Below are 26,477 nucleotides of genomic sequence, written 5' to 3' on the forward strand. Positions count from 1 at the left end.
CGCCCACGTGCGCGCTGCCGATGGCATCCCCGGCCGCGTGGGTGCGAGTACCTGTGCACGTGTGCCCCCTCAGCCGCCGGACATCCCCCGTCCCGCCCACGGTCTTGCGGAAAGGGGGATCGGGCGTCGTTTCGGCATGATGGAGTCATGCGTACACGACCGGTGCTCGTCTTCGACGGTGACTGCGGCTTCTGCACGGCCTGCGTCTCGTTCGTCGGACAACGCCTCCGCCCGGACTGCGAGATCGTCGCCCGGCGGTTCGCGGATCCGGCCGCGCTGGGCGTGACGCCGGAGCGAGCCGCACACGAGGCGCTCTGGGTGACCCCGTCCGGGCAGGTGTACGGCGGCGCCCGGGCGGTGGCGAAGATCCTGCTGCGCGCGGGCCGGGGCTGGGCGCCGCTGGGGGCCCTGCTCATGCTGCCGCCATGGCGGTGGGCCGCCGACGCCGTCTACCGGCTGGTGGCGGACAACCGGCACCGGATGCCGGGCGGGACGGCGGTGTGCGCGGCGCCGGCGCGCCGTGGGCGGGACTGACCGGAGCGGCGATGGCTCGCGCCGGAGGGGGTAGGCGAGGACGGCACTCGACGATCGCGTCCGTGAAGGAGACGAGCATGACCGACGACGCCGACCTGTTCCTCGCTCCCGGTCCGCGGCAGCGGTGAGGGGGGAAGCATGACGCCCGAGGAGACGCGTACGAGGCTCCGCCAGCTGGAGGACCGGCTCGGCGAGCGCACCCCGGCACCGATCGAGGGACAGACCCGCATCCCTCTCCCCCGCCCCACCCGGGCGGTCGTCGACGAGGGCGAGGGGGCGTCAGGGCCTGGTTCGGAGAAGTGAGGGCGCCCCCGCGTCACCCGCGCGCCCGGACGCTCAGCTCGCCGTGCCACACGAGGTGACCGGCCGACCTCCCCACCATGATCCGGTAGGTCCCCGCCTCGGTGCGCCAGGCCCGCTCGGCCTCGGACCAGTGCCGCAGCGCGCGGGCGGGTACGTCCACCACGGCGGTCGTCGTCGCGCCGGCCTCCGCGTGGACCGCGGCGTAACCGGCGAACCAGAGGGCCGGTCGCTCCACGGTGGAGTCGGGGCGGGCCAGGTACACCTGGACCACCTCACGGCCGGGACGCGCGCCTGTGTTGCGCAGCCGGACGCCGACGGTGAACGGGCTGCCTTCCGTCACCCGGGCCGGGGCCCGTACCGGCCCGTACTCCCAGGTCGTGTACCCCTCGCCGTGCCCGAACCAGTAGGCGGGTTCGCTCTGCGCGCGCGCCCAGGCGCGGTAGCCGATGTGCAGGCCTTCCTCGTAGTGGAGCCGGCCCTCACGAGGCTGTGACCGGGTGACGGGGGCGTCGTGGAGCGAGGCCGCCCAGGTCGTCGGAAGACGGCCGCCGGGCTCGGCGAAGCCGAAGAGCATGTCGGCGAGCCCGGAGCCGGCCTCCTGCCCGGGGAACCAGGTGAGCAGGACGGCACCGGCTTCCTCCCGCCACGGAAGCTCCACCGGGCCCCCGCTGTTCACCACGGCGACCGTGCGGGGGTTGACCGCCGCCACGGCGTGGACGAGCGCGTTCTGGTGCCCGCCGAGGGAGAGGTCCGCGCGATCGCGTCCCTCGGTCTCGGTGTGCTCGGTGGTGCCGACCACCACGATCACCGCGTCCGCGTTCCGCGCCGCTGCCACCGCCTCGGCGAGCGCGGCCGCCGCCGGGTGCTCCGGGGGCGCCGCCGCGAGGATCACCGCCCGTCCGGCTCCGGGGACCAGTTCGCGCCGGGCCACCAGATGCACGGGCTGTCGTGTGCGGATCGCCGCCCGTACGGTGTGGAGGGGCGGGGTCACATGGACGACGGCCGGATCGTCGGTGGTGCACGGGAACTCGCCCTCCCACACGGTCCGGTCGTCGAGCGTGAGCGACATGCGGCCGAAGCCGGCGACGCCGAAGGTCCACTCCCCTGTCGTCTCCGGCCTGATCAGCGCGCTGACCTCCACGGTGTGCGCCCCGGGGACGAGCGGAGGTTCCAGCTGCCTCCCCGACAGGCGGTGCTCCGCGTGCACCTCCTGACCGGCGGGGTCCAGGAGCCGCAGCAGCACTCCGGGCTCCCCCGACCTGGGGTCGGTGCTTCGACCGGGACCGAGTGGGGGCGGGGGCGTTCCCAGGGAGGGGCCGGGTACGTGGACGACGCGGGCGTGTCCGCGCAGGCGGGCGCGGATTGCGTCGAGCGGCGTGACGGTGGCCGAGGGGAAGACGCCCGCGCTGCCGCCGCCCTGCACCCGGGGGGACGCGGCGTGCACGCCGATGACCGCGACCGTCGACAGGGCGGTCCGGTCCAGCGGAAGCACTCCCCGGTTGCGCAGGAGTACGGAGCCGGCCGCCACCGTCCGGCGCAGCAGCGCGCGGGTGTCGCGGGACGAGGACGCCGGCGCGCGTCGCGGCCCGCGCGGTCCGAACGCGCGCAGGCGGCCGGCGAGTCTCAGCAGGCGTCGCACCTTGTCGTCGACGACCTCCTCGGGGACGAGGCCGTCCTTCACCGCCCGGACCAGGTCCGCCTGCCAGGGCCCCTGCGGCCCGGGCATGGCGAGGTCGAGCGCGGCGAGCGCGGGGGCCGTCGTGGAGCGGAGCGCGCCCCAGTCCGAGACGACCACCCCGTCGAAGCCCCAGTCGTCCTTGAGCGGCTCGGCGAGCAGGCGGTGGGCGGTCATGGTCGTGCCGTTCACGCTGTTGTATCCGGCCATGACCAGCCACACGCCCGCCTCGACGGCCGCCTCGAACGGGGCGAGGTACACCTCCCTGAGGACCCGCTCGGAGACCCTCACGTCGACGTGCATGCGCTCGGACTCGGAGTCGTTGGCGGCGTAGTGCTTGGCCGTGGCCGCCGCACCGACCGCCTGGATGCCCCGGATCAGCGCCGCGCCGGTGCGGCCCGTCAGCTCGGGATCCTCCGAGAAGCACTCGAAGTGCCGCCCTCCCAGCGGAGTGCGGTGCAGGTTGAGCGTGGGGGCGAGAACGATGTCCACCTCCTTGCGGGCCGCTTCGGAGGCGAGCAGACCGCCCAGTCGTCCGGTCAGCTCCTCGTCCCACAGGGCGGCGATCGCGGACGCAGAGGGCAGCAGCACGGAGGCACGCCGCTCGTCCCACGTCTCTCCCCGTACGCCCGCGGGGCCGTCGGACATGACCATCTGCCGCAGTTCGACGGCCGGTTCACCGGCGGTCCGCCAGGTGGTGGCACCGGTCAGCAGCCGTACTTTCCGGGTCAGGTCGAGCTTTTCCAGCAGCAGATCGATCATGTCCTCGGTCATTCCCGCCCCCTCACGTCATCGTCTCCCGGATCGCGGGCCGGCTCAGGGCAGGCGGTGGTCGGCGTTCAGCACGGCGCCGCGTTCGGGGCGGTACAGGTCGAAGCCCCGGGTGTCGCACTGGAGACCGCCGTTGATGCAGTGGTCGACGAGGGCCTTGAGGGTGCGCTCCTCCCACGCGTTGAAGAAGTCGTAGTGGAAGGAGTAGCCGCGGCCGCTGGCCAGACGGACCTGCGACATGTCGCCGTTGACCGGCCAGGCCATCTTGAACTCGATCATGGGCAGGGCGACCGGGTGGGAGGCCGGGCACATGTTGTCGTTGGTGCCGGGCTTCACGACCGGGTACGCCATGTGGCTCTGGTGGTCGGGGGTGTCGAGGTGCAGCCCGTTCCAGCAACTCGGCGCCTGCATGCGCAGGTTGAGCTGGACGTCCGGCCGGCTCGGGCAGCTCGCCGGGATGTCGGTGTTGAAGAAGCTGTCACCGCATTCCCAGCCCTCGACGAAACCCTTGTGGCCACGGAACTCCTGCGCGGTCTGCGTGGGGTTGCCGACGACGAACCGCAGCCCCTTGGGGAAGGGCCGCACGCTCCGGTAGTCGGTCACGCCCGCCTTGTAGTAGATGACCTGCGGGCCCACGGGCAGGATCTTCCGGTCGCCCGTGTACAGCGAGGGCATCCAGTACGCGGAGGCGTCCGCGGGCGCCTTGCAGGTGGTGGCGCCTCCGGAGAGCGAGCCGGTGGTGCTGGCGGCGTCGGTGGAGGTGTTGCCCATGAACGTGTGGTCGTGGGACCTGCCGTACTGGCCGGGGTAGACGATCGGGTCGTCCGGGGCGGTGTGGGAGACGGCGCAGCCGGCCTGGAACTCGTGGTGGTAGGCCGGGGGCGGGGTGGCCGTGGACGGCGTGACGCCGGTGACCGGCGGGTTGGCGGGGATGTACCCGTCCCCGTCGGCGTCGTCGCCCGACGCCTCGGTGGAGGCGGCCATGTGGTGCCCGACGTGGTGGGCGGCCGCGGCGACGGCGGGCGGGATGCCGTCGGCCGGGTCCGTGGCCTGGGCCATGGTGCCGATGCCGAGGGCGCCGGCGATGAGGGCCGTGCTGACGAGGAGTACGGAGAGCCGCTTCGGACTCGATCTCATGGGGATCTCCTGCCCGTGGAGGGAGGTCGCGTGCACGCGAAGGCGCCACGCGTCGGTGGGTGTGGACGGCTTGTGCCTCGTGCGGGGATGCGGGGGGGGACGGAGCCGAACGGCAGGCCCCGCCACCCTGTCGGAGGACCGTCAGCCGTAGACGCCGAACTCGTGGAGCGAGTAGCCCCAGCCGGTGCCCCGGGCTGTCAGCTGGAGCTTGACGTACCGGGCGGTGGTGGAGGTCTCGATCGTGTCGATGTCGCCGTCGCCGGCGGTCCGGGTGTGGATCGTGCGCCAGTTCCGGCCGTCGTCGGACACCTGGACCTCGTAGGACGTGGCATAGGCCGAATCCCAGACGAGCTGGACCGTGCGGATGGGCCTGGCCGAGCCGAGGTCGACCTGGATCCACTGCGGGTCGCTCCAGTCACTGGCCCAGCGGGTGGAGGTGTTGCCGTCGGTCGCGTTGCTCGCGGGGCAGGGGCAGTCGCCGTAGGAGGCCTGGGCGGAGGAGGCGGTGGTGGGCCGGCCCTGGGCGATGTTCGTGCCGCTGACGGGCGGGGCGACGACCTTCACGGACTTGGTCTCGATACCGGCGTTGCCGCGGCCGTCCTCGGCCTGGACGTAGACCTTCCAGACGCCCGGCTTCTCGGGGGCGGTGACGGCGAAGGTGCCGTTGCCCAGGGAGCGCCACCGCGCGTCGACCAGCCGCTTGTCACCGTTGGCGTACTTCCCGCTGAGGTAGATCCTGGGGGTGACCGGATCGCCGTCGGGGTCACGGATGTCGGCGCGGACCGTGAACTCACGTCCGGCGGGGGCGGATGAGGCGGGGGTGACGGTCATGCCGGTGATGACCGGAGGGGTGTTGTCGCCCGTGGTGGAACCCTCGTACGCCTTCTTGACGGCGTAGTACGACAGGCGCTTCAGCCCGTCGGGCAGCAGGTTGAACCAGACTCCGCCGAAGTCGTGCTCGATGCCGTAGTGGAACATCGTCGCGCCCAGGGCCACGCCGTGGTGAGCGGTGACGCACTCCCAGGCCTTGGTGTAGCCCTCGGCCTTCTGGACGTCGGTCGGCTCGTCGGGGATGCCGTTGAGGTCGTCGGGCACCTCCCATTCGCCGGCGTTGCCCGTCTCGGTGATGAGGTACGGCTTGTCGTAGCCGCCGTCGATCCAGTCCTGCCGCACGCCGCAGATGTCGCCGTAGGCGTTCATCGCGTACAGGTCGAGGTCCGGGGCGTTGCGCTGGTAGTAGGGCCAGGCGCCGGTCCACGCGTCCGTGGAGGTCACGGGGTGGTCGGGGTCGATGGAGTGGATCTTCTTGGCGACGTCGTTGACGAAGGAGGTGTAGGCGTTGCGCTGGTTCTCCAGCTCGGCGCCGCCGTAGCAGTTCTGCAGGCCGAGGACCGACTCGTTGCCGACGTTCCACATGAGCGTGGCCGGGTGGGACTTGTAGGCGTCCACCCACGTGGCGAACTCGGTGAGCATGGTGTTCTTGTACGCCGTGTCCGTCACGTAGTTCACACAGCCGCCGGATCCGGGCCCGCCTCCGGGCTGGAGCCAGAAGCCGTTCATCACCTTGAGGCCGTGGGCGGCCGCAGCGTCGAGCAGGGGTTTGCTGGAGGCGTCGGTCCCCCAGGTCCTGACCGTGTTGACGCCCATGGACCTCAGGTCCGGCATGTGGCGGGGAGCGTCGGCCATCGCCGGGCCCCAGGTGAGGCCCTTGACGGTGTACGGCTGTCCGCCGACGGTCAGCTGCCAGTTCCCCTGCGAGCCGGTCACCTTGACCGCGCCGCCCACCGGAGGGGTTCCTCCGTCGGTGCCGTACACCTGGAACTCCCACAGGGAGTAGCCGTAGCCGCTGGACCGGACGAGGCCGTTCATGCGCACGTACCGGCCGGAACCGGAGATCGCGAGGTCGTCGGTGCCGCCGTCGCCGCCGGTGACGGTCCTCGCCGTGCGCCAGTCGGTCCCGTTGTCGGAGACCTGGATCTCGTAGTTCTTGCCGTACGCGCCTTCCCAGGTCAAAACCACGCGGCTCAGGTTCCTGGTCGCTCCGAGATCGACCTGGAGCCACTGGGCGTCGCTCCACCGGCTCGCCCACCGGGTTCCGGTGAGGTTGCCGTCGACGGCGGCGGCGGCGGAGAAGGCCTCGCCCTCCTGCGAGGAGGCGGTGGCCGTCCTCCCCTGGGAGAGCAGGGTCTCCGCGGCGCTCGCGGCGGGAGCGGTGGCGAGGGTGGTGAGGGAGGAGGCGAGAAGTGCTCCGAGGACGAGAGCGGCCGCCGCGCCGCGCGTGCGGTGGGCCGGGGCGGCCACGGAGGGGGGAGGGGACATTGCGGCTCCTGATGTCGACTGGCTGGTCGCGTACTGCGGGAAGTGCCCCGGGCCGGGGCGCGGGGACCGGTCACCCGGCCCGGGGAGTTCGCGGTCGGCTCCGTGGCGTCACCGGAGGACCGGCGGTGAGGCGACGGCTGTCAGGGGAAGGAGACGACGGTGGAGGGCACGGTCGAGGTGCCGGCGGGGATGGTGGACGCCCCCGTGTCGTTGATGACGTGGTTGTAGTGGCCCATGCCGCCGAGGGACACCACCAGGAGGCTGTGGAACCTCACCCCCGGCTTCACGGGTGCCTTGAAGCCGTGGTCCTGGACGATGGTCGGGTCCACGTTGTAGTTGCAGTAGCTGCCGAGACCCCACGCCTCGTGGGTGTTCACGGAGTCGTCGACACGGTAGGCGGCGTACCCCTTGGTGGTGCCGTTCTGGATGGCGGCCTGGTTGGGCGCGTCGTACGCCTTCTCGTTCTGGTAGAAGATCGTGCGGCCGCGCTCGCCGTACCACTCCACGTCGTACTTGTTGAAGTGCTCGACGAACAGACCGGTGGCGAGCACGTCGTCGCCGTTGACCCGGACGCCGTAGTCGGCCCGGTTGGTCTCCCAGCCCCAGCCCTCGCCGTGGTCGGCGCGCCACACCCAGGTGTGGTCGACGATCGTGTCGTCGCTGTTGACGACCATGCTGGTGGTGGCCTTGCCGACATGGGCACCGCCGATGCGGATGTACACGTCCTGCACGGTGGTGGGGTTGGCGGAGTGGTCCGCGCCGGCACCCTGCGGGCCGATCTCCAGCAGGGTCGGGGAGTTCACCGGGCCCGCGTCGATGAGGAAGCCGGCGAGCCGGACGCCGTCGACGTCGGCCACCCTCATCGCGGTGACGCCGTTGTCCGGGACGATCGTGGCGAGGCCGAGGCCGAGCACGATGGTGTTGGCGCGGTTCACGTCGATGGTCCGGTCCACGTGGTAGACGCCCGGGGTGAACAGCAGGTGCAGGCCCTGGGCCAGCGCCTGGTTGATCGTGGCGGCGGTGGCGCCCGGCTTGACCACGTAGAACTGGCTCAGCGGGATCGACTCGCCCTGCGGGGTGCCGTTCGCCCAGCTGGTGCCGCGCGCGTTCACGCGCTTGGCCGGCGCGAAGACCTTGTACTCGCCGCCGTCCAGGTAGAGGTAGGGCTTCTCGCGGGAGATCGGGGTGGTGTGGAGGGTGGTGTAGCGCGGCTCGGGGAAGGAGGTCGCCGGTGCGCCCTCGACGCCGGAGAAGGTCTGGTTCCACACGCTGTTGGACCAGCCGCCGATCGAGCTCTCCCGGGTGTACCACTGCTGCTGCGAGTAGTTCCCGACCTGGCCGTCGATCTTCGAGTCGGCGATGTAGCCGCCGGAGGCCCATCCGTAGCCGTTGGGCGCCAGGTTGAGGCCGCCCTTGACGTGCATCCGGCGGAAGGAGGAGGCCTGGGAGACCGCCCACCGGTTCGTGCCGTTGACGGGGTTGAGGGTCAGGCCCTCGGCGCCGCGCCAGAAGTTCTGGGTGGCGTTGCCGTTGAACCAGCCCGCGTCGACGGTCACGTCACCGTTGATGACGGTGTCACCGGGACGCAGCCCGAGGCCGGCGATCTGGGTGTAGAAGCCGATCTGCGCGTTCAGGTTGCCGTATGTGCCGGGCTTGAGCAGGAAGGCGTGCCGGCCGGAACCGAACTGGGCCGACTCCTGCTGCTGGAAGACCTGGTCCAGCTTGGCCTGGAGGCCGGGCGTGGAAGGGTCGAAGACGTGCACGTTGGGGCCGAGGTCGCCGCCGCCGGGCAGGGTCGGTCCGGTGCCGTCGGTGGAGCCGTACACCTGGAACTCCCACAGGGAGAAGCCGTAGCCGGTGCCCCGGGTGAGGCCGTTCATCCGGACGTAGCGGCCGGTCCCCGACAGGGTGACCTCGTCGGTGCCGCCGTCGCCGGCGGAGACGGCGGTGACGGTCCGCCAGTCCGTGCCGTTCTCCGAGGACTGGATCTGGTAGCTCTTGCCGTAGGCGCCCTCCCAGGTCAGGACGGCGTGGCTGAGCGTGGCGCTCCTGCCGAGGTCGACCTGGAGCCACTGGGCGTCCTGCCAGGAGCTGGCCCAGCGGGTGCCGGTGAGATTGCCGTCGACCGCGGCGCTCGCGGGGAAGGCGGGGCCTTCGGTGGAGGAGGCGGTGGCCGTTCTCCCCTGCGAGAGCAGGGTGGGGGCGGCGTGTGCCGTCGTGGCCGGGGCCAGCGAGAGCAGGCTGCCGGCCAGGGCGGCGGCGACCGCCCCGGCGATCCCCTTCCGGCCCAGGAGAGGGCGTCGTCTGCGGGGTGGGGCTGCGACCGGTATGCCGAGAGGCATGAAGGGCTCCTTAACGAGTGTGAGTCGGGAGAGCGCTCTCCCGACCTTGACCTGTCAGCTGAGACGGGGTCAAGAACCCGTCACCTCTTTTCTTTTGCCTTCTATTAAGTCGAACGATCCTTCGGGCCGCCGACCGTCAGCCATGGCCGAGGCGGGCTCCAGTGGGCCGGCCGGCGATGCCTCTGTCGCGCGCGAGCAGCACGTTAAAGTTCGCGGTATGAGCAGAAGGGGCCCGACGCTGGAAGACGTCGCACGTCAGGCGGGAGTGTCGCGGGCGACGGTGTCACGGGTCGTCAATGGGACCCGGAACGTGGACCCCGACATCCAGGAGCTCGTCCGCCATGCGATCGAGCAGACCGGATACAGGCCCAACCGGGCCGCCAGGTCACTGGTCACCCGGCGGACGGAGACGGTGGCGCTGATCCTCTCCGGCGCGGGAGACGCCTTCACCTCACGCGTCTTCGCCGACCCGTTCTTCGGCCGCGTGGTGAGCGGCGTGGTCGGGTACCTCCGGAGACACGCGACGCATCCGGTGCTCCTGGTCGCCGAGTCCGACGCCGCCAGGGAGCAGGTCGTCGACTATCTCGGCCAGGGCACGGCGGACGGCGCGCTGGTGGTGTCCGTCCAGGCCGCCGATCCCCTCCCGACGATGCTCGCCGCCGCGGGTCTGCCCGTGGTGCTCTTCGCCCGCCCGGCGGACCCGCGGACCGTCAGTCACGTCGACCTCGCGCATGCCGAGGGAGCCCGGCTGGCCGCCGAGCACCTTCTGGCCAGGGGATGCCGCCGCATCGCGACGATCTCGGCCCCCCGGTCGATCCCCGCGGCCCGCGAGCGTCTCGACGGCTTCCGCGACGCGCTGGCGTCCGCGGGGGTCGCCGACGTCCCCGTCGCCGAAGGCACGTTCACGGTCGACAGCGGTGCCGCCGCCATGGCGGACCTGTTGACCCGTCACCCGGAGGTGGACGGCGTGTTCGCCTCGAACGACCTGATGGCCCAGGGCGCCTGTCAGTTCCTGCGTGAGCGAGGCAAGCGGATCCCGCAGGACGTGGCTGTCATCGGCTTCGACGACTCGAGCGTGGCGGTGACGTGCCGCCCTCCCCTGACCACGGTGCGCCAGCCCGTGGAGAAGATGGCCGGAGCCATGGCTCGTCTCTTGTCGGAACACATTCAGGGGACCCGCACCGCACCCGCCTCCGTGCTGTTCGACCCCGAGCTGGTGGTGCGCGAGTCGGCCTGAGCGGCCGCCGGCGGCGTACGTTGGCCACGGCGGCCGACTACGCGTGCGCCCGGCGGTGGTCGCGGATGATCTCCGCGTAGCGCCGGCCGCTCGTCTTCACGGTCCGCTTCTGGGTGGCGTAGTCGACGTGGACGAGCCCGAAGCGCTTGTCGTAGCCGTAGGCCCACTCGAAGTTGTCGAGCAGCGACCAGGCGTAGTACCCGGCGAGCGGGACGCCCTTGCGAAGGGCTCGGGCGCAGGCCTCCAGGTGCTCCTCGACGTAGGCGGTCCGCTCGGGGTCGTGCACCTCCCCGTCGGGGGCGACGGTGTCGGGGAAGGCGGAGCCGTTCTCGGTGACGTACAGCTTGCCGATGCCGTAGTCCTCCGTGAGCCGCAGCAGGAGGGCTTCGAGGCCGCCCCCGTCGATCTGCCAGTCCATGCCCGTGCGGGGCACGCCGGGCAGGCGCACCTCGCGGGCGTACGGGACGGGGCCGGTCGGGTCGTCGGTGACGGTGACCGGGAAGTAGTAGTTGAGGCCGTGCCAGTCGAGCGGCGCGGCGATGGTCTCCGCGTCACCGGCCTGCTCGGGCAGCTCCACGCCGTACAGCTCGCGCATGTCCGTGGGGAAGCCCCGGCCGTAGACCGGGTCGAGCCACCAGCGGTTGGTGTGGCCGTCCATGCGGAGTGCCGCCGCGATGTCCTCGGGGCTGTCCGAAGCCGCCGCGACGGTGCTGTGGTTGGTGACGATGCCGACCTGGGCGCCGGGGCAGGCGGCGCGGACGGCCCGGGTGGCCAGACCGTGGCCGAGCAGCAGGTGGTAGGAGGCCCGCACGGCGGCGGTCAGGTCGGTGAGGCCGGGGGCCATCCGGCCCTCCAGGTGACCGATCCAGCCCGAACAGAGGGGTTCGTTGAGGGTGGCCCACTGGGTGACCCGGTCCCCGAGGCGTTCCGCGACGACGGAGGCGTACGCCGCGAAGTGTTCGGCGGTCCCCCGCGCGGTCCAGCCGCCACGGTCCTGCAGTGCCTGGGGCAGGTCCCAGTGGTAGAGCGTGACCGACGGCGTGATGCCGGCGGCGAGCAGGCCGTCGATCAGCCGGTCGTAGAAGTCGAGGCCGGCGGCGTTGACCGCTCCGCTGCCGTCGGGGACGACGCGCGGCCAGGCGACGGACAGGCGGTAGGTGTCGACGCCGAGCCGCCGCATGAGCGAGACGTCCTCGGGCCAGCGGTGGTAGTGGTCGCACGCCTCGTCGCCGTGGTCGTCGTTGTCGATCTTGCCCGGCGTGTGGGAGAACGTGTCCCAGATGGAGGGGCCGCGGCCGTCCTCCGTGACGGCACCCTCGATCTGGTAGGCGGACGTGGCGGTGCCCCAGGCGAAGTCCGGGGGGAAGGCGCCGAGGTCTATGGAGTCGGACACGGAGAACCTCTCGGTGGTCGGCCGCGGAAACGGCTTACTTGACGGCGCCGGCGGTCAGCCCGGCGACGAGGTAGCGCTGGAGGAGCAGGAAACCGGCGACGACGGGCAGGCTCACCACCAGGGAGGCGGCCATCACCTGGTTCCAGTACACGTCGTTCTGGGTGGAATAGCCCTGGAGCCCCACGGCGAGGGTGCGGGTGGTGTCGTTGGTCATGACGGAGGCGAACAGGACTTCGCCCCAGGCGGTCATGAACGCGTACACGGCGACGGCGACGATGCCGGGGACGGCGGCCGGGACGATCACCCGGCAGAGGGCGCCGAGCGGGCCGCAGCCGTCGACCTTGGCGGCCTCGTCGAGCTCGCGGGGCACCGAGTCGAAGTACCCGATGAGCATCCAGATGGAGAAGGGCAGGGAGAAGGTGAGGTACGTGATGATCAGCCCGATGCGCGAGCCGAAGAGGGCGACGCCCGTGGCATTGCCGATGTTGACGTAGATGAGGAACAGCGGCAGCAGGAAGAGGATGCCGGGGAACATCTGCGTCGACAGCACGGTCACCGTGAAGACGCGCTTGCCGCGGAAGGTGTAGCGGCTCACCGCGTAGGCGGCGAAGACCGCGATCACCACGGAGCAGACCGTCGCGGCGCCCGCCACGATCAGGGAGTTGACGAAGTAGTCGGCGAGCGGAACGGTCTCCCAGATGTCGAAGTAGGGCCGGATCGTGAGTTCCGAGGGCATCCACCGGAACTTCCCCGACACGTCCGCCAGCGGCTTCAGCGAGCTGGAGACCATCACGTACACCGGCAGCAGCACGAACGCGGTCAGCAGCGTCAGGAAGATCCGCCGGCTCCAGAGGAACGACCGGGAAGGCGCCATGGGGGACCTGAGGCGCGCACGCCGGTACGGGTCAGACATCGCTCGTCTTCCTTCCCCGGGAGGTGACCGCGAGGTAGGCCCCCGTCACGACGAGCAGGAACAGCAGCAGCAGGACCGACATGGCGGAGCCGGTGCCGAAGTTCCAGGTCTGGAACGAGGACTGGTAGATGTGCAGGGAGATCAGGTCGGCGGATTCGGGTGCCGCCTTGCCGAACAGGACGAACGGCGTGTTGAAGTCGTTGAACGACCACAGGAACAGCACCAGCACCAGCACCTGGTTGACCGGACGCAGCGAGGGCAGCGTGATCCGGCGGATCTGCTGCCACACTCCGGCGCCGTCGAGGGCCGCGGCCTCGTACATCTCGCGGGGGATGTTCTGCAGGCCGGCCATCATGATGAGGAAGGCGAAGGGCCACCCCTTCCACACCGAGACGACGAGCAGCGTGATGAAGCTGTTCTCGCCGATCAGCCAGAACGGCGGGCTGTCGGTGAGGCCGAGCTGGTCGTGGAGGACGTGGTTCACCAGACCGTTGTCCCGCTGGAACATGAACGCCCAGGTGATGACCGCGGCGTAGACGGGCAGCGCGTACGGCACGAGGAAGACCGTGCGCAGGAGGCCCCGGCCTCTGAACGTCTCCTGCAGGAAGATCGCGGCGGTCGTGCCGAGGAGCCAGCACAGCCCGACGGAGAGCACGGTGAACAGGCACGTGGTGACGAACGAGCTCAGGAGCGCCTGGCCCAGCGGGGCGTCGAAGTCGATGCCGAGGGCGTAGTTCTCCATCCCGGCCCAGGGCGCCGCGCTCCAGTCGCGCAGGTGGAACTGCGTGAGCTCCTTGAAGCTGACGACGATGCCGATCAGCATCGGCACCAGGTGGACCAGGAGCTCCAGGACGAGGGCGGGAAGCAGCAGGAGGTACGGCAGGGAGACACGGCGCAGCCGTCCGGAGCGGCGGCTGCGTGGTGCCGCTCGGGGAGGGGGCTCGTGTGCCGTTCGCCTGCCCGTGTCGGGGGGGAGGGTGGTGGCCATGGAGGTGTCCGCGCTCACTTCTTCGGCATCTGCTGCTGGGCCTTTTCGAGCTTGGCCCTCACCGACTCGGTGGTCACCGGCCGTCCGGCGGCGGCCTCGGCGAAAAGCTCCTTGACCGCGGTGCCCACGACGGTCTCGAACTGCGACTCCTCGGGCACCTGCGGCAGAGCGGCCGCGCTGGTCGCGAGGGTGTCACGCAGGACCGCGAGGGACGGGGTGCCGAAGGCCGGGTCCTGCTGGGCGGACGTGACCGGCGGAATGGAGCCGTAGGCCTTGTTGAGGATCTTCTGCTCCTCGTCGCCGGTCATGAAGGCGACGAACTTCAGGGCGCCGTCGAGGTTCTTGGTGTTCTTGAACACGCCCATGTTGATGCCGGCGACCATGGAGTTGGTCTGCCTGCCCCGGCCCGGGGCTCCGGACCGGACGGGGGCGGGTGCCACGCCCCACTCGTCCTCCTTCATGCCCTGCGAGGCGAAGGTGGCCGATGCGGTCTGCCACAGCACCATGGCGGTCCTGTCCTTGGCGAAGTCGCTGAGGGACTGGTTCTGCGCGTACTCGGCGTTGCCCTTGGCGACGATTCCGTGCTCCGCCATCAGGTCGACGTACTGCTTGACCGCGGCGACGGCCCCGTCCGAGGTGAAGTCGGCCCTGCCGTCGGGCGTGAAGAAGTCGGCGCCGTGCTGTTTGCCGAGTACGAAGACCTGGTGGATGTTGTTCGAGAGGTTGGAGCCCTCGACACCGATGGCGGCCTTGCCGTCCTTGGTCAGCTTCTTGCCGGTGGCGACCAGCTCGTCCCACGTGGCCGGAGGCTCGGCTATGCCGGCTTCGGCGAACATCTTCTTGTTGTAGTAGAGGGCGTACGCCATGGAGTAGAGCGGGACGGCCGCCGGGTCCTGGCCCGGTGCGCCGGTGGAAGCGAGCGCCGAGTCCACGAAGCGGTCCTTGCCGCCGATCTTCTCGAAGTTCGCCTCGTCCCACGGCAGCAGCGCCCCGCCGGCCTGCAGTGAGGCGCTCCAGGTGTTTCCGATGTTGAGGACGTCGGGGCCCTGGCCGGAGGTGGTGGCGGTGAGGATGCGGTTGAGCAGGTCGCCCCAGGGCACGACCTCCAGCTCGACCTTGATGCCCGTCCGCTTCTCGAACTTGTCGAGCTCGGGCTGGAGGACCTTCTTGTCCACCTCGAGGCTGGCGCCCTGGTTGGACGCCCAGTAGGTGAGTGTCCTGGGCCGGGCGTCGGAGCCGCCGCCCTCTCCGCCACCGCACGCGGCGGTCGAGAGGACGAGAGAGAGGGTGACGGCGCCGATGGCTGCGGCTCTGACTCTGCGCATGGCTCCAGAGGCCTTTCGGGAAGGGACGGGAAGCCGGCTGCGGGCGGGGCGGCGTTCTGCGACCCCAGCAACCCCACGGCTTAATTTAGGATGTGAGTTAAAACCCAAGTGAAGGGCGCGTCAAGGGCGTTCACCGGGTATGTTTCGACCAGAGACCTCAAGGGACGGGGGACGCAGTGCAAGCACGCAGCGGCCGAACGGTACGTGACCTGCGACGGGAGAACCGGACCGCCGTGTTGCAGCGGTTGTACTTCGACGGGCCCCTGAGCCGCTACTCGCTGGGCCCCGTCACGGGGCTGAGCTCCGGATCCGTCAGCAACGTGGTGTCGGACCTGATCGCCGAAGGTCTGGTGGAGGAAGCGGGCAGCGTCGATTCCAAGGGCGGGCGCCCACGGACCCTGCTGCGCATCAGCCCCCGCAGCGGATACGTCATCGGCGTGGACGTGGGCGAGACCCGGGTGCGGGTGGAGCTCTTCGACCTCGCTCTCACCGAACTGGCACGCGCGGAGAAACCCCTCCGTCCGGGAGGGGCGCGCCGCATCGACCGCTACGACGTGGGCGTCGTCGTCGGACACCTCCGCGAAGGCATCACCGAGGTCCTCGACGCGGCCGGCATCCCACCGGAACGCCTGCTCGGCGTGGGCATCGGCGTCCCCGGCATCGTCGCCCGCACGCCCGAGGACGGCGCCGTCGTGCACGGACAGACCATCGGCTGGGACGCCGTACCACTGGAGCGGCTGCTGCGCGACGCCCGCCTGCTGCCACCGGCCGTCCCGTACTACATCGACAACGGAGCCAAGACGCTCGGCCAGGCCGAGATGTGGTTCGGAGCCGGCCGCGGCGCGCAGAGCGCCGTCGTCGTCCTGTTCGGCTCCGGCGTCGGCGCCTGCGTGGTCACCGAGGACATGCCGACCGGACGTGCGGTGGAATGGGGGCACCTGACCGTGCGCGTCCGGGGCCGCCGATGCCGGTGCGGCGCCCAGGGCTGCCTCGAGGCGTACGCCGGATCCGAGGCGCTCCTGGAACGCTGGGCGGAGGCGGGCGGTCGCCTGCCCGCCTCCGCGGACGAGGAGACCGGCCTCACCGCGATGCTCGCCGCCGCCTACCCCTCCCCCGGCCCCGACGGCAGCTCGCCCGCCCCCGACATGACGGCCCTGGCCGTGCTGGAGGAGACCGCCGAGTACCTCGGGGCCGGCTTCGCCGACCTCATCAACCTCTTCCAGCCCGAACGCATCCTCGTCGGCGGCTGGGCGGGCCTCCAGCTCGGCCCCCGTTTCCTCCAGTCGGTACGGACCTACGCCACCTCCTACGCCCTGGCCCACCCCGCCGCGCGCGTCCGCATCGACCTCGGCACCTTCGGGCCGGACGCCGTCACCATCGGGGCGGGCACCCTCCCGCTCGCCGACTTCTTCGCCCGCGGCGGCCACCGGCGAACGGTCGAGGCCGAGGAACCGCTCCCGGCATGGCAGAGGACGCTGCAACAACGCGCGGCCCAGTGACCGGCGGAGCGGGACGAGGGGACCACTCCCCGGTCGCCCGACCGGGCCCGCCGGTCAGGCCGGAGCGCGCGCCGTCTCCGCCGCGATGAAGGCGGCCAGTCTTCCGACGCCGGCGCGGATGTCGTCCGGCGCCAGGAGGCTGAAGGAGAGGCGCATGGTGTGCTCTCCGCCGCCGGCCGGATGGAAGTACGCCATGGGCGTCCAGATGACGCCGAAGTCCTGCGCCGAGCGGGCGAGGGCCTGCTCGTCGGCCGTGAACGGGACGTGGACGGCCAGGAAGAAGCCGCCGGTCGGGGCGTTCCAGTGCACGCGGTGGGCGCTTTGCCGGTCGGCCGGGAAGTGTTCCTCCAGGGACGACAGGAGGGTCCGCAGCGCGTCGCCGTAGTGACGGGCCGCGGGCGCGTTCGCCCGGGAGAGCTCTCCGTCGGCGGCGAGGAGCATGCCGGCGACCACCGCCTGGCTCAGGGTCGAGGTGTTCACGGTCACCATGCTCTTGACCTTGGCGAGTTCGTCGGCCAGCAGCGTGGTGGTGCCGTCGGCGGAGACGACCGTCTGGTCCGCCACCGCGAAGCCGACCCGGGCGCCGGGGAAGGCGGTCTTCGCGTACGAGCCCAGGTGGACGACGCGGCGGTCCCGGTCGAGGGCCTTGAGGGTGGGGACGCGCTCGCCGGGGCTCACCCCGCGGTACGGGCTGTCCTCCAGGACCAGGAGGTCGAGGCGCTGCGCCAGGGCCAGCAGCTCGCGCCGGGTCGGCGCGTCGATCGTCTTGCCCGACGGGTTCGAGTGGTCCGGGACGACGTACAGGGCCCTCGGGCGTCCGCCGCGCGCGCGTTCGGCGTGGACGGCGGCCTCGACGGCGGCGCAGGACAGTCCGGTGACGGGGTCCTCCTCGATCCCCGTGACCGGGATGTCGAGCAGTCGGGCGGCCCCGGTGATGCCCACGTAGGCCGGAGCCGAGACGAGCAGGACATCCTCGCGGTCGCGGAACAGCGCCCGTAGCGTGATGAGCATGGCCTCCTGGCAGCCGGCGGTGACGACGACGGCCTCGGCGGCGACGTCGATGCCCTCGTCGGCGCGGAGCGAGTCCGCCACGATGTCGCGGATCTGGCCGGCCGCGGCGCCGTACTGGTAGAGGAAGGTGCGGATCTCCTCGGGCGTCCTGCCCTGCCCGCTCAGGTGGTCCAGGTAGCGGTCGAGGTGGCCGTGCACGTCCTCGACGGAGAAGAAGCCCTCGAAGGGGCGGCCCGGGGCGAAGGAGACGGCGTCGGGGTAGCGCGCCGTGATCTCGTTGAGGAAGGTCATCGTGTCCAGCACCGGGTCGGCCAGGCTGGCGTGCAGGTCCTCCTTGCGCATCCGGCCGTCCGGCGGGGACGGCGGACGCGGGGACGGCAGGCGCGGCGACGGGTGGCGCGTGTCGGCGCCGCGCACCGGCCGCCGGTGCGGGGGCGGGGCGAGCAGCTCCGCGTCGACGTCCGCGACGGTGGCCGCCCCGGCCAGTGCCATGGCGTCCCGGAGGTCGTCGCACAGGGTCCGCAGGACGTGGCGTACGCCCGCTTCGCCGTCGACGGCCAGGCCGTACAGGACCGGACGCCCGATCAGGACCGCGTCGGCGCCGGAGGCGAGCGCGGCCAGGACGTCGGTGGCGCGGCGTACGCCTCCGTCGAGGAGCAGCGCGCAGCGGCCGGCCACGGCGTCCGCGATCGGGGGCAGGGCCTCGATCGCGGCGGGGACGCCGTCGAGTTGCCGGCCACCGTGGTTGGAGACCACGATGCCGTCGGTGCCGGCGTCGAGGGCGCGGAGGGCGTCGCCGGGGGCCAGCAGGCCCTTGACGAGGACGGGGAGCCGGGTGATCGAGCGGAGCCAGTCGACGACCGTCCAGTCGAGCGCGGGGTCGAACTCGGTCGCGGCGTGCGCGCCGGGCGAGGAGTAGTCCGCCTCCGGCAGGTTCGCGGGGACGATGCCCGGCGGCAGCCGGAATCCGTTGCGCAGGTCGCGGAGGCGCCGGCCGAGCCGGGGGGCGTCGGCGGTGAGCATCAGGGCCCCGAAGCCGGCTGCCTCGGCGCGGGCCACGAGGTCGCGGGTGACGGACCGGTCGCGGAAGCAGTAGGTCTGGAGCCAGAGGGGGGCCCGCGCCTCGGCGGCCAGTTCCTCGAAGGTCCGCCCGGCGAAGGTGCTGACCACGACGGGGAGGCCGGCGTCGCCGGCGGCGCGCACGGTGGCGAGCTCGCCGGCCGGGTCGGCGAGGGTGTGGTACGCCATGGGCGCGACGCCCACCGGGGCGCTCCAGGACGTGCCGAACAGCTTCGTCGCGGGGTCGGGGGCCTGGGCTCCGGTCAGCATGCGGGGCAGCAGGCGGAGGTGGTCGAACGCCTCGGTGTTGGCGGCGAGGGTGCGCTCCTGCCCCGCTCCGCCGGCGATCCAGTCCCAGACGTCCGGGGCGAGGCGTGCGCGGGCGAGCCGTTCGTCGTCGGCGAGGGTGCGGAGGGGCCGCTCGGGTGCCGCTCCGGTCATGCTCCGCTCACCCGTTCGCGCTCGACCGACTCGTAGAGCGCTTTGATGTTGCCGGCGCCGAAGCCCTGGGCTCCGCGGCGCTGGATGAGTTCGAAGAACATGGTGTTCCGCTCGTAGGGCGATTCGGTGAACAGCTGGAGCAGGTAGCCCCATTCGTCGCGGTCGGCGAGGACGTGGGTGTCGCGGAGGTCGTCGATGGTCTCCTGGAGGTGGCCGACGCGCTCGTGCAGGGCCTGGTAGTAGGCGTCGGGGGTGGTGAGGAAGCGGACGCCGCGGGCGCGGAGGCCCCGGACCGCGGCGACGACGTCGTCGACGAGGAACGCCGGGTGCTGGACGCCGGCGCCGGCGTTGCGGCTGAGGAAGCCGTCGACCTGGCCGCTCTGGCGGGTCGCGTCGGGTTCGATGATCGTGAAGGTCACCTTGCCGGAGCCGCTGCGCACGACGATCGAGTCCATCGCCTGGGCGCCGACCTCCACGTATTCGCTGCTGTACTGCTTGAGGTCGTAGGCGTCCTCGTAGAAGCGCACGGTGTCGTGGAGCGTGCCGTGCGGGACGAGGACCGCGAGGTGGTCCAGTTCGCGGACGAAGCCCTCGGTCGCCGGGCCGGGCGGGGACGGGACGGTGACCCAGGGGCGGTCGTCCGGGAGTCCGGGACGGGCGTCCGTGTGCGGGCCGCGCGGGACCAGGGTGTGGCGGACGTCGCCGAAGCCGGAGAGGGTCGCCGGTCCGAGCCGGCGGGCACCGGCGGCCTCGGCCCGGTCCAGGGCGGCGGGTATGTCGGCGCAGGAGAAGGCGATGTCGGAGATGCCGTCGCCGTGCGCGGCGAGGTAGGTCTCGGTGGCCGGGCCCGAGGTGACGATGATCCGGACGTCGCCCTGGCGCAGCAGTGTCGACGACCGGTGCGGCTCGTCGCAGGTGGCCACCTCGGTGAAGCCGAACGACCGGGTGAGGTGGTCCACCGCCGAGGTGTGGTCGGTCGCGGATATCTCCAGGTAGGCGATGTCGTGCACGGTGGTTGTCATCCTTTCGGGGCCGGTGTTCCGGGGGCTCGGCGGACCGTGGCGGGTGGGGCGCCGGCCGCGCTCGGGTCAGCCGGCGTGGGGGTCGCGCCAGATCGTCGGGCAGAACTCCGGGTCGGCGTAGTCGGGCCGGCCGTCCGCGGTGCGCCGGACGAGGACGTCGTGGTTGTACTCGGCGGTCGTCCCGTCGGCGAGCCTCCATGCGCGGTACGCGTTGGCACGGTCCTGCAGGTGCAGGGAGATCGCGCGCCGCGGGAGCGGCGAGCGGTTCGTTCCGCTGCCGTGGTAGACGCGGCAGTGGTGGAAGCTCATGTGGCCGCGTGGGATCTCGACGGGGACCTGTGTGATCACGGCTCCGTTGTGGGCGGCGGTCGCCCGGAGCGCCGCGTCGGCTTCCTGGCGGATCTCGGCGAAGTGCCGGGAGGTGACGGCGCCGCGGTCGCGCTCCTTCCAGCGGTGGGAGCCGTCGATCATCTCGATCGTGCCCATCTCGACGGTGCAGTCGTGCAGCGGGATGAACGCGGTGAGCATGTTGTCGCTGGTCGAGGTGGCCCAGTAGTCGCGGTCGAAGTGCCAGGGGACGACGTTGCTCGTCTCGGCGCGGCGCGGCGGTTTGTAGATGAGCGTCGCCTGGAAGATGCGGATGGCGTCGGTCCGGGCCAGTCGTGCCGCGACGGCGCCGATCAGCGGTTTGCGCAGGAGGGCACCGATGGTGGCGTCCTCGTAGTGGATGTAGTCGTTGTGGCGCTGGACGTCGCCCATGTCCGGCACCCAGTAGGAGAGGCGCTTCGGCCGGCGCGGCAGCCGCCGGTCGCGGTGTCCGGCGTAGAAGCGTTCGCTGGCTTCGAGGAGGGTGTCGATCTCGTCGTCGGTGAAGAGCTTCGGCGAGAGCCACCATCCGTGCTCGGCGTAGAACGCGAGGTCCGTCGCGTCGGGCAGCAGGCCGCGCTCGGCGTCGGTCAGATGGAAGGACTGGTCGTCCAAGGGAGCCTACTCCTCCTCGTGGGGGGACGGGGTCTCGTACAGGTCGGCGACGGCGCGGTCGCTGACGGCGGCCCACCGGGCGGACACCTCGCGGTGGGCGGGGTGGTCCAGGTAGGCCGCCAGCGCGGCCTCGTCCGCGACGAGGGCGACGAGTGCGTAGTCGTGGGCGTCGGCGCGCCGCGTCACGTTCCTGCCGAACCGCATCTCCTCGATGGCCGGTACGGCGTCCTGGAGGCGGTGGGTGTCCCGCTCGAGTTCCTGGAGTGCCGGTTCGTCGGGGGTGTGCGGCGGGCGGAGCCGGAGGAGGACGATGTGCCGGATCATGTGCCGTTCCCTCCGTCAGAACCGCTGGTCGGCGTACTGGGCTTCGGCCGTCGTCGTGAGGAGCCGCCACAAGGCCCGTACGTCCTCCGGTGTCGTACGGGCGTTTCCCACGGCGACGCGGATCACGTAGCCGTCTCTCAGCACCGAGTGGGAGACGAAGGCCCGGCCGCTCTCGTTGACGGCGGCGGCGACGGCCGCGTTGAGCTGGTCGCGCGCGTTTCCGGACAGCGGTTCGCCGTCCCGCTTCGGTGTGTAACGCAGGCAGACGAGAGGGTAGGGCGTCGTACCGACGACGGTCCAGTCCTCGTGCGCGGCGGCGCTCTCACGCAGGGCGTCGGCCATCTCGACGGAGCGTTCGAGGTGGGCGGTCAGTCCGTTGCGGCCGAAGGTGCGCAGGACCCACCAGGCTTTCAGCGCGCGAAATCCCCGCCCGAGTTGGGGGGACAGGTCCATGTAGTCGAATGCGGCGGGCCGTTCGGAAGTGAGGTAGTCGGGCACGAGGCGGAACGATTCCGCGAGGGCCCCCGCACGGCGGCAGAAGAGGGCGGTCGAGTCCAGGGGCACGAGGAGGGTCTTCTGCGGGTTCACCACCAGGGAGTCGCCGACCCGGACGTCCTCGACGCGGTCGCGCAGGCTCGGGCAGGCGCGGTAGAAGCCCCCGTAGGCGGCGTCGACGTGGAGCCAGACGCCGTGGCGTTCGGTGACGCGGGCGAGGGCCGCGAGGTCGTCGGCGGCGCCGGTGGAGGTCGTGCCCACGGTCGCGACGACGGCCACCGGCTTCGCTCCGGCGGCCAGGTCGCGCCGCAGAGCGGCGTCCAGCTCGTCGGGCCGCATGCGGTGGTGCGCGTCGGAGGGGACGCGTACGAGGTTGCGGGCGCCGAAACCGAGGGCGATCACGGCCTTCTCGATCGAGCTGTGGGCCTGGTCGCTCGCGTAGACGCGGAGCCGGCCCGCGGAGCCGAGGCCGTGCTCGCGGATCTCCGGGCCCAGCGCGGCGTCGCGTGCGGCGCCGAGGGCGAACAGGTTCGCCAGGGACGCCCCGCCGAGCAGCAGGCCGTCGGCATCGGTGTGGTACCCGGCGAGGTCGGCCAGCCAGCGCAGCACGACGGTCTCGACGGCGGAGCCGGCGGGGCTCGTCTTCCAGAGCATGGTGTTGACGTTGAGCGCCGCGGTGAGGGTCTCGGCCAGGACGCCCGGGAAGCTGGCGCAGGTGGGGAAGTAGCCGAAGAAGGACGGGTGATTCCACTGCACCAGGTTCGGCACGACCTTCTCGCGCGTCTCCGCGAGAATCTTCGTGAATTCCTCGCCCTCGTCCGGCATCGGGCCTTCGAACTCTTCGAGCAGCACCCGCGTGTCGTAAGGGCGACTGACGGGGACCTCTCGGATCCGCTCGAAATGCTCGCGTATCGCAGCCAGGACCTCGGCGCCGTGCTTTTCGAACTCAGCGGGTGACCAGTCCTGCACGGCGTCAGCCACGAGTGGAATCGGCGGACCGGTCGGCGAGCGCCTCCACGTCGACCGGGAGTTCCGTGAAGTAGATGATGTGGCGGGGCCGCGCGCAGTATCGCTCGTAGAACTCCGTGAGGAGTTCCTCTTCCTTCTTGATGAAGACCTCGTGCGCCTCCCGGGAGCGCCAGGTGTACATCATCCAGACTTCCGCCGGCCGGCTCTGCAACTGGTAGAAACGCCCGTGCTCGCACCATCCCGGATCGTCGTGGGCGTTGGGGCCCACGATGTCGTCCATCTCCTGCATCAGTTCGAGGGCCTGCCCGGCGAATTCGGGTTTCAACAGCCAGTTCTCGATGACCGTGACCATGCGGAACAACCATCCTCAGTCGATTGGGACAGCGAAGAGCGAAGCGAGATGCCGGGGCGGGAGCTGCGTGGGTTCCGCCCGTGGAGCCCGCTGCCGGGATATTTCGGCGTGGAGGGGGCGGCGGCTACCGTGTATTCAGTGACGGGTCGATCACGAAACGACATGCGATCATAAAGTTACAGTCCGAACACTGCTCCGAGCAAGAGTCTGTCAAACTCGACGAGGAGTCAGGCGCCTCTTTCGACAGGCGCCGGTGCGCCCATTTCGCGAAGTATCTGTAGACGTTTCGCCATCCGGGCGGGGCCGGGCGGGCCGTGCCCCGCCCGGCTCGTCCCGGCATGCGCCCCCGTATCACGCCGATGAACTCGACCACCGCAGGCGGAGCACCACTTCAGGCCGCGCCGAGGTGCCCTTGACGGACACATGGCGCCGTGGAATGGTCCCGCCGGGGAGGGCTACGACTGTGTCCACAGCTCATCGCAACGAAAGATTCCGTTTCTCGCCGGAGATCCTCGCCGAGGTCCGGGCCGTGTCGCGGCCGGACAACTGGCACGGGCCGCTCGAAGTGATCGAGCACTGGTTCTGGATCGCCGCCTGGTGCACGGCCTCGGTGCTCGCCTTCCACCACCTTCCGCCGGTGGCGGCCGTCCTGGTCTACATCGTCGCCGTCTTCTTCATCGGCGGCCGTCAGCGGGCCGTCGCCGGAGTGCTGCACATGGCCGTGCACCGCGCGTTCATGGCGCACCACCGCGCAGGCGACGTCATCGGGGCCCTCTTCGGCGGGTATCCGGTGCTCCAGAGCTTCACCGGCTACCGGGCCTCGCACCTCGGCGACCACCACGGCCGGCTCGGGGACCCCGAACTCGACCCCGACTACCGGCAGTACCGGGACAACGGGCTGTGCGGCGACGACCTCGGGCGGGCGTCCCTGCGCCGGTACCTGCGGTCGGTCGTGGGGCCCCGGGCCACCGTCTCGTATGTGCTCTACCTGCTGCGGCACCGGATCGTGACGAAGGACGAGCGCCTGGCGGAGCGGTGGACGCGGGTGGCGCTGCTGGCCGCGGTGGTGGCGTGGGCGGTCATCGGCGGCTGGTGGCCGTGGCTGCTCGCGCTGTGGTTCGTGCCGCTGGTCACGACGCAGGTCTGGATCGGGGCCGTGGCCGAACTCATGGAGCACTTCCCGCTGATCGAGACCGCGCCACGGGTGGACATCCACCTGACCTGGAACCGCGTGTACGGTCTCGTGTCCCGCTTCCTGCTCGGGGAGGCGGACGGCGAGGGCTTCCACCTGGTGCACCACCTCTTCCCGCGGACCCCGATGTGGCGGCTGCGCGAGGTGGACGCGATCCTGCGCCGCGATCCGGTGTACGCGGCGCTCCCCCGGCTCGACGGCGTGCTGGGCGGGATGCGGCAGATCTACGAGATGCTGCCCGCCGACGGCCCCGCCGGAGCCCCGGCACGCCCCGCGGCCGCCACCCCGGGAACCGCGGGTTCCGACGACGCAGGAGGCCACGCGCAGTGATTCCGCAGAGCTGCAAGATCGAGCAATTCTTCGGGCAGTGGGAGTCCTCCACCACGTACGTGGCCTGCGCCTCCGACGTCGACAGCTACCGCATGCGCGATCTGCTGGACCTCGCCGACCCCGAGGCCCTGGCCCTGTGGGAGGGGCTGGAGCTGGGCTACACGGACCCCGTCGGGCATCCGCTGCTGCGCGAGGCGATCGCCGGCCAGTACACGCGGACCGAGGCCGACCACGTCACCGTGTGCGGCGGCGGCGCCGTGGAGGCGCTGTTCCTCGTCACCAACGCCCTGCTGGGGCCCGGCGACCACGCCGTGGTCGTCTGGCCGGCGTTCGAGGGGCTGCACCGGGTGATCCCCGCCCTGGGCGCCGAATTCACCACGGTCCGGCTGGACGCCGACCACGGCTGGCGCCTGGATCTCGATGCGGTACGGGCCGCGTTCCGGCCCACCACCCGCGCGCTGTTCGTCAACTTCCCCCACAACCCGACCGGCGCGCTGCCGAGCCGCGCCGAGTTCGAGGCCCTGATCGCGCTGGCCGCGGAAGCCGGCGTCACCGTCGTCTCCGACGAGGTCTACCGCTACCTGGAGTTCGAGCCCGGCACCACCCTGCCCGCGGCCAGCGACCTCGGCGACCACACCGTCAGCATCGGCGTGCTGTCCAAGGCGTACGCGCTCGCGGGGCTGCGCGTCGGCTGGATGGCCACCCGGAACAAAGCGCTGACCCAGGCCGCGCGGGGCATCAAGGACTACACCACGGTCTGCGCCTCGGCGCCGTCGGAGATCCTGGCGCTCATCGCGCTGCGGGCGCGGGAGCGGCTGGTCGCCCGCAGTCTGCGGATCATCCTCGACAACCTGGCGCTCGCCGACGCGTTCGTCCGGCGGCACCCGGACGCGCTCGCCTGGGAGCCGCCCCGCGCCACCCCCATGGGCTTCCCGCAGCTTCTGCTGCCCGTCCCCGTGGAGGACTTCGTGCGGGACCTCGCCCTGGAGCAGAGCGTGCTGCTGCTCCCGGACAGCGTCTTCGACCTCGACGACCAGCGCTTCCGCATCGGCCTGGGCCGGACCGCGCTCCCCGACGCCCTGGAGCGGCTGGACGACCACCTGGCCCGGCGCTACCGGTCATAGCCCGGCACGGGCCATGTCGGAGGCGATGGCCTCCAGGACCTGCCGGCGGGCGCTGTTCACGAAGAAGTGCCCGCCGGGGAAGCCGCGCATGGTGACGGGCCCGGACACCACCTCGGCCCACCCTTCGCGCGCCTGGTCCGGGTCGAACGCCTCCTCGGTGCCGTAGTAGAGGCGGACCGGCCGGCCCAGCGGCCGGTCCGCCGGGTCGACGCGGTAGCTCGCCTTGGCCTGGAGGTCGGCGCGGAACGCCGGCAGCATCAGCTCCAGCAACTCCCTGTTCGCCGCCATCTCGCCCGGGACCGCGCTGTGCTCGCCGAGGGTGGCGAGCAGCGCGGCGTCGCCGAGGTCCCCCGGCGGGGCGGAGACGATCGTGCGGGGCGCGTCGCAGCCCGAGACGATGACGAGCGCCGGACCGCTCCCCCGGGCCTCCAGGCGCCGCGCGACCTCGAAGGCCAGCAGCCCCCCGAAGCTGTGGCCGAACAGCGTGGTCCGAGCGCCGAGATACGGCTCGATGGCCGCGAGGCACTCGTCGAGCAGGGTGGTGAAGTCGGTCCGGGGCGGCTCCGTGAAGCGGCTCTCCCGGCCGGCGAGCCGGGCCGCGACGACGTCGGTGTCCGGGACGCGCCCGGCCCAGTCCCGGTAGTGGCTCTCTCCTCCCCCGGCGAAGGGGAAGCAGATGAGACGGTTCAGGTGCCGGAGCGGGCGGCGGAAGGTGGTGAACATCAAGGGCCTTCTGCGGAG

General features: G+C 71.5%; 21 protein-coding genes. 6 read left to right on the forward strand and 15 right to left on the reverse strand.

All coding sequences use genetic code 11. The features are described from left to right. The first annotated feature begins 147 nt into the window (after nucleotides 1–147). Complete coding sequence (locus tag ACFY60_RS19890) at nucleotides 148–534, forward strand: thiol-disulfide oxidoreductase DCC family protein (protein WP_388612063.1); 387 nt, start codon at nucleotides 148–150, stop codon at nucleotides 532–534. Between the two features lie 138 nt (nucleotides 535–672). Then, a complete protein-coding gene (locus ACFY60_RS19895; protein WP_388612064.1) occupies nucleotides 673–837 on the forward strand; it encodes a hypothetical protein in 165 nt (54 codons plus the stop codon). A gap of 13 nt (nucleotides 838–850) precedes the next feature. Here the strand turns inward: ACFY60_RS19895 and ACFY60_RS19900 are convergent, their stop codons facing one another. From ACFY60_RS19900 to ACFY60_RS19915, 4 genes are all read right to left on the reverse strand, one after another. Beyond that, on the reverse strand, nucleotides 851–3,286 hold the full coding sequence (locus ACFY60_RS19900) for a glycoside hydrolase family 3 C-terminal domain-containing protein (protein WP_388612065.1): 2,436 nt from the start codon (nucleotides 3,284–3,286) through the stop codon (nucleotides 851–853). Nucleotides 3,287–3,328: 42 nt separating this feature from the next. Beyond that, complete coding sequence (locus ACFY60_RS19905) at nucleotides 3,329–4,420, reverse strand: DUF1996 domain-containing protein (RefSeq protein ID WP_388612066.1); 1,092 nt, start codon at nucleotides 4,418–4,420, stop codon at nucleotides 3,329–3,331. Nucleotides 4,421–4,561: 141 nt separating this feature from the next. Continuing rightward, nucleotides 4,562–6,739 carry a discoidin domain-containing protein gene (locus tag ACFY60_RS19910; protein WP_388612067.1) on the reverse strand — a complete coding sequence of 726 codons (2,178 nt, stop codon included), beginning with the start codon at nucleotides 6,737–6,739 and terminating at the stop codon, nucleotides 4,562–4,564. Between the two features lie 140 nt (nucleotides 6,740–6,879). After that, a complete protein-coding gene (locus tag ACFY60_RS19915; protein WP_388612068.1) occupies nucleotides 6,880–9,081 on the reverse strand; it encodes a discoidin domain-containing protein in 2,202 nt (733 codons plus the stop codon). A gap of 217 nt (nucleotides 9,082–9,298) precedes the next feature. Between ACFY60_RS19915 and ACFY60_RS19920 the strand changes: the two genes are divergently transcribed. Then, complete coding sequence (locus ACFY60_RS19920) at nucleotides 9,299–10,318, forward strand: LacI family DNA-binding transcriptional regulator (protein ID WP_388612132.1); 1,020 nt, start codon at nucleotides 9,299–9,301, stop codon at nucleotides 10,316–10,318. A 37-nt stretch (nucleotides 10,319–10,355) separates the two neighbouring features. Here ACFY60_RS19920 and ACFY60_RS19925 read toward each other — a convergent pair whose 3' ends face one another. Genes ACFY60_RS19925 through ACFY60_RS19940 form a run of 4 tightly spaced genes read right to left on the reverse strand, consistent with a single transcriptional unit; the run spans nucleotide 10,356 to nucleotide 14,937 of the window. Further along, entirely contained in the window at nucleotides 10,356–11,711 is a 1,356-nt protein-coding gene (locus ACFY60_RS19925; protein ID WP_388612069.1) for a GH1 family beta-glucosidase, read from the reverse strand. Nucleotides 11,712–11,745: 34 nt separating this feature from the next. Next, nucleotides 11,746–12,585 (reverse strand): carbohydrate ABC transporter permease, encoded by an 840-nt coding sequence (locus ACFY60_RS19930; RefSeq protein ID WP_388612133.1) that lies wholly within the window; start codon nucleotides 12,583–12,585, stop codon nucleotides 11,746–11,748. A gap of 31 nt (nucleotides 12,586–12,616) precedes the next feature. After that, nucleotides 12,617–13,612 (reverse strand): carbohydrate ABC transporter permease, encoded by a 996-nt coding sequence (locus tag ACFY60_RS19935; protein WP_388612070.1) that lies wholly within the window; start codon nucleotides 13,610–13,612, stop codon nucleotides 12,617–12,619. Nucleotides 13,613–13,626: 14 nt separating this feature from the next. Then, complete coding sequence (locus ACFY60_RS19940) at nucleotides 13,627–14,937, reverse strand: ABC transporter substrate-binding protein (protein WP_388612071.1); 1,311 nt, start codon at nucleotides 14,935–14,937, stop codon at nucleotides 13,627–13,629. A 176-nt stretch (nucleotides 14,938–15,113) separates the two neighbouring features. Here ACFY60_RS19940 and ACFY60_RS19945 point away from each other — a divergent pair, with 176 nt between their 5' ends. Further along, the gene (locus ACFY60_RS19945; protein WP_388612072.1) at nucleotides 15,114–16,436 is read left to right on the forward strand and encodes an ROK family protein; all 1,323 of its coding nucleotides are present in this window, start codon (nucleotides 15,114–15,116) and stop codon (nucleotides 16,434–16,436) included. Between the two features lie 54 nt (nucleotides 16,437–16,490). Here the strand turns inward: ACFY60_RS19945 and ACFY60_RS19950 are convergent, their stop codons facing one another. The 6 genes from ACFY60_RS19950 to ACFY60_RS19975 form a co-directional block, all read right to left on the reverse strand. Then, entirely contained in the window at nucleotides 16,491–18,947 is a 2,457-nt protein-coding gene (locus ACFY60_RS19950; RefSeq protein WP_388612073.1) for an aminotransferase class I/II-fold pyridoxal phosphate-dependent enzyme, read from the reverse strand. Then, complete coding sequence (gene hppD / locus ACFY60_RS19955; RefSeq protein ID WP_388612074.1) at nucleotides 18,944–19,957, reverse strand: 4-hydroxyphenylpyruvate dioxygenase; 1,014 nt, start codon at nucleotides 19,955–19,957, stop codon at nucleotides 18,944–18,946. Before hppD ends, ACFY60_RS19950 begins: the two co-directional genes overlap by 4 nt. A 78-nt stretch (nucleotides 19,958–20,035) precedes the next feature. Next, nucleotides 20,036–20,950, reverse strand: a complete 915-nt coding sequence (locus ACFY60_RS19960; protein ID WP_388612075.1) for a phytanoyl-CoA dioxygenase family protein — start codon at nucleotides 20,948–20,950, stop codon at nucleotides 20,036–20,038. 6 nt (nucleotides 20,951–20,956) lie between these two features. Then, complete coding sequence (locus ACFY60_RS19965) at nucleotides 20,957–21,274, reverse strand: Dabb family protein (protein WP_388612076.1); 318 nt, start codon at nucleotides 21,272–21,274, stop codon at nucleotides 20,957–20,959. Nucleotides 21,275–21,289: 15 nt separating this feature from the next. Continuing rightward, a complete protein-coding gene (locus ACFY60_RS19970; RefSeq protein ID WP_388612077.1) occupies nucleotides 21,290–22,621 on the reverse strand; it encodes a pyridoxal phosphate-dependent decarboxylase family protein in 1,332 nt (443 codons plus the stop codon). Between the two features lie 121 nt (nucleotides 22,622–22,742). Then, nucleotides 22,743–23,090, reverse strand: a complete 348-nt coding sequence (locus ACFY60_RS19975) for a hypothetical protein (protein ID WP_388612078.1) — start codon at nucleotides 23,088–23,090, stop codon at nucleotides 22,743–22,745. 463 nt (nucleotides 23,091–23,553) lie between these two features. Here ACFY60_RS19975 and ACFY60_RS19980 point away from each other — a divergent pair, with 463 nt between their 5' ends. After that, nucleotides 23,554–24,612, forward strand: coding sequence for a fatty acid desaturase (locus ACFY60_RS19980; protein WP_388612079.1), 1,059 nt, complete (start codon nucleotides 23,554–23,556; stop codon nucleotides 24,610–24,612). Further along, nucleotides 24,609–25,736: an aminotransferase class I/II-fold pyridoxal phosphate-dependent enzyme gene (locus ACFY60_RS19985; protein ID WP_388612080.1), complete on the forward strand. Its 1,128-nt coding sequence runs from the start codon at nucleotides 24,609–24,611 to the stop codon at nucleotides 25,734–25,736. The genes ACFY60_RS19980 and ACFY60_RS19985 overlap by 4 nt, the downstream gene beginning before the upstream one ends. On the opposite strand, the gene ACFY60_RS19990 is transcribed toward ACFY60_RS19985, so the two are convergent. Next, entirely contained in the window at nucleotides 25,731–26,459 is a 729-nt protein-coding gene (locus tag ACFY60_RS19990) for a thioesterase II family protein (protein WP_388612081.1), read from the reverse strand. The two genes, ACFY60_RS19985 and ACFY60_RS19990, sit on opposite strands and share 6 nt — an antisense overlap. Nucleotides 26,460–26,477 lie beyond the last annotated feature (18 nt).

It is taken from the genome of Streptomyces sp. NPDC012827, from assembly GCF_042900905.1.
GTDB classification, from domain to species: Bacteria; Actinomycetota; Actinomycetes; order Streptomycetales; family Streptomycetaceae; genus Streptomyces; species Streptomyces gulbargensis.